This is a genomic window from Kitasatospora sp. NPDC059817 (assembly GCF_042731835.1).
Lineage (GTDB): Bacteria > Actinomycetota > Actinomycetes > Streptomycetales > Streptomycetaceae > Kitasatospora.
In genome coordinates, this window is record NZ_JBHWIR010000256.1 from 1 (window position 1) to 3,019 (window position 3,019).

Annotated in this window: 1 protein-coding gene; it reads right to left on the minus strand. The window is 74.6% G+C overall.

All coding sequences use genetic code 11. The features are described from left to right. Positions 1–2,921, minus strand: a 2,921-nt coding sequence (locus tag ACFV61_RS32525; protein WP_380495581.1) for an amino acid adenylation domain-containing protein, incomplete at its 3' end; no start/stop codon positions are given. Between the last annotated feature and the right edge of the window lie 98 nt (positions 2,922–3,019).

Below are 3,019 nucleotides of genomic sequence, written 5' to 3' on the forward strand. Positions count from 1 at the left end.
CGCTCCAGCTGGTCGCCGCGGTACGACTTGGTGGCGGGGCGCGGCCGGGCTGCTGGCAGCTGCAGCTGCTCGGGCAGCCCGGCCAGCGCCTCCTTCCAATAGGCGACCTGGCGGCCGAACACGCTGTCGGCGTCGTGCTCGTCGCCCAGGATCTCGTGCTGCCACAGGGTGTAGTCGCCGTACGTCACCGGCAGCGGCGGCCAGGCCGGCGCCCCGCCGCCCCGCCGGGCGGTGTAAGCGGTGGCCAGGTCACGGGCCAGCGGGCCCATGGACCAGCCGTCCCCGACGATGTGGTGCATCACCAGCAGCAGCACGTGCTCGTCCGCCGAGAGTTCGAACAGCTCAGCCCGCAGCGGCACTTCCGCGGTCAGGTCGAAACCACGCACCGCCGCCTCGCGCAGCAGCCCCGGCAGCTCCGCCTCGCCGGTCGCGCGTACGCTCAGCGGGACGGCGACCTCGGTGCTGTCCAGCACCCGCTGGTACGGCACTCCGGCGGTGTGCGGGAAGACCGTGCGCAGGGTCTCGTGCCGGGCCACCACGTCCGCGAGCGCGGCGCTCAGCGCGGCCCGGTCGAGATCTCCGGACAGCCGCAGGGCCAGCGGCATGTGATAGGTGGCGCTCGGTGCCCCGAACTGCTGGAGGAACCAGAGCCGGCGCTGGGCGAACGACAGCGGCATCGGTTCGCGGCGCGGCCGGGGCACCAGGGCCTGCCGAGCGGTGCCGGCGCCGTGCAGCCCGGCCGCCAGCCCGGCCGGTGTCGGCGTCCGGAACAGGCTTCGCAGCTCCAGCTCGACCCCGAGGGTCGCCCGGATCCGCGAGACCAACCGGGTGGCGAGCAGCGAGTGCCCGCCCAGCGCGAAGAAGTCCTCGTCGACCCCGACCCGGGCGAGGCCCAGCACCTCGGCGAACAGCTCGCACAGGATCTGCTCCTGTGGTGTGCGCGGCGCCCGGCCCGTCTCCCTGGTCGTGGCCTCGGGCGCGGGCAGCGCCGCCCGGTCCAGCTTCCCGTTCGGTGTCAGCGGCAACGCCTCCAGCAGCACGAACGCCGACGGCACCAGGTAGTCCGGCACCCGGTCGCGCAGGTGCGCCGTCAGCGCCGCCGCGGTCGCCCCGCTCCCGGCCAGGGGGACGACGTACGCGACGATCCGGTCCTCGCGGGCGAGCACCGCGACCTGGGCGACGCCCGGGTGCGCGGTCAGCTCGGCCTCGATCTCGCCGAGCTCGACCCGGAAGCCGCGCACCTTCACCTGGTGGTCCGCCCGGCCGGCGAACTCCAGCTCCCCGTCGGCCCGCCAGCGCACCAGGTCCCCGGTACGGTACATCCGGTTGCCCACCTCGAACGGGCAGGCGACGAACCGACCCGCCGTCAGAGACGGCCGGTTCAGGTAGCCGCGCGCCAGCCCGGCCCCGGCGAGGTACAGCTCACCCAGCACGCCCGGGGCGACCGGCCGCAGCGCCGCATCCAGCACGTACACCTGGCAGTTGGCGATCGGGCGGCCGATCGGCACCGGCGACGGGCAGTCGGCGGGGTCGGCCGGCAGCAGGTAGGCGGTGATCACGTGGGTTTCGGCCGGGCCGTAGTGGTTGTGCAGCACCCGGCCGAGCCCGCGGGCCTGGAAGCGGCGCACCGCACCGCTCAGGCGCATCGCCTCGCCGGCCTGCGCGATCAGCCGCAGGCCCGGCAGCTCCAGCCCGGCTTCCTCCGCGGCCTCGGCGAGCGCCTCGATCACCAGGTTGGGTGCGAACAGCTCCTCGACTTCGTGCCGGTCCAGCCAGTGGGCGAACTGCTCGGCGCTGCGGCGCTGTTCCTCCGTCGGCACCACCAGGGTCTTGCCGTACAGCAGCGCGGAGAGCATCTCCTGCACCGAGACGTCGAAGCTGATCGCGGTGAACTGCGCGGTGCGCGTGCCGGGTTCACCGCCGACGGCCTCATGGTGCCACTCCAGCAGGTTCAGCAGCCCGGCGGCGGGCATCACCACGGCCTTGGGCCGGCCGGTGGAGCCGGAGGTGTAGATGACGTAGGCCGGGTGCCGTGCGTCCACGGTGACGACGGGGTCGGTCTCCGGGTGGTCCCCGGCGGGTGTGACGTCCGCGAGGTCGTCGAGCACCACGGCCGCGCGCGCATCCTCCAGCATGTACGCGATGCGGGCCGCCGGGTAGTCCGGGTCGACCGGCAGGTACGCCGCGCCCGTCTTGAGCACCGCGAGGACGGCGACCACCAGCTCGGCCGAGCGCGGGAGCCGCAGGGCGACGACCTGCTCCGGGCCCACGCCGCGCGCGATCAGCGCGTGGGCCAGGCGGTTGGCCCGGCGGTTCAGCTCGCCGTAGGTCAGCGCGGTGTCCTCGAACACCACCGCCTCGGCCGCCGGGGTCGCCCGGACCTGCGCCTCGAACAGCGCGGGCAGGCTCTCGACGGGAGCGGGGCAGGCGGTGCCGTTGCGGACGACCAGCAGCTCGTGCCGCTCCTCGGCGGTGAGGACATCGATCCGGCTCAGCGGCCGGTCCGGCTCGGCGACCACCGCCGCCAGCAGCCGCAGCCACCGGGCGACCAGTACCTCCACCGTGGCGTGGTCGAACAGGTCGGTGCTGTACTCGACCCGCCCGACGATGCCCTCGGCGGGCCCGCCGGTGCCGCCGCGCTCCAGCAGGTGGATGCCGAGGTCGAACATCGCCGTCGGCGTCCGCACCAGCACGATCTCGGTGGCCAGGCCGCTCAGCGCGAACTCGGTGCGGGGCACGTTCTGCAGCGCGAGCAGCACCTGGAACAGCGGCTGCCGGGCGAGCGACCGGGACGGGTTGAGGGCTTCGACGACGTGCTCGAACGGCAGGTCCTGGTGCGCGTACGCGCCGAGCGCGCCCTCCCGGACCCGGACCAGCAGTTCGGCGAAGGACGGGTCGCCGCTGGTGTCCGTACGGAGCACCAGGGGGGTGTAGAATAAAACCCAGCGGTGGTCGCCCCGCGCGCCGGGGCGGCCGCCCGGCAAGCCGCGCCCCCCGCGGGTGGGGGCCCCCCCCCGCG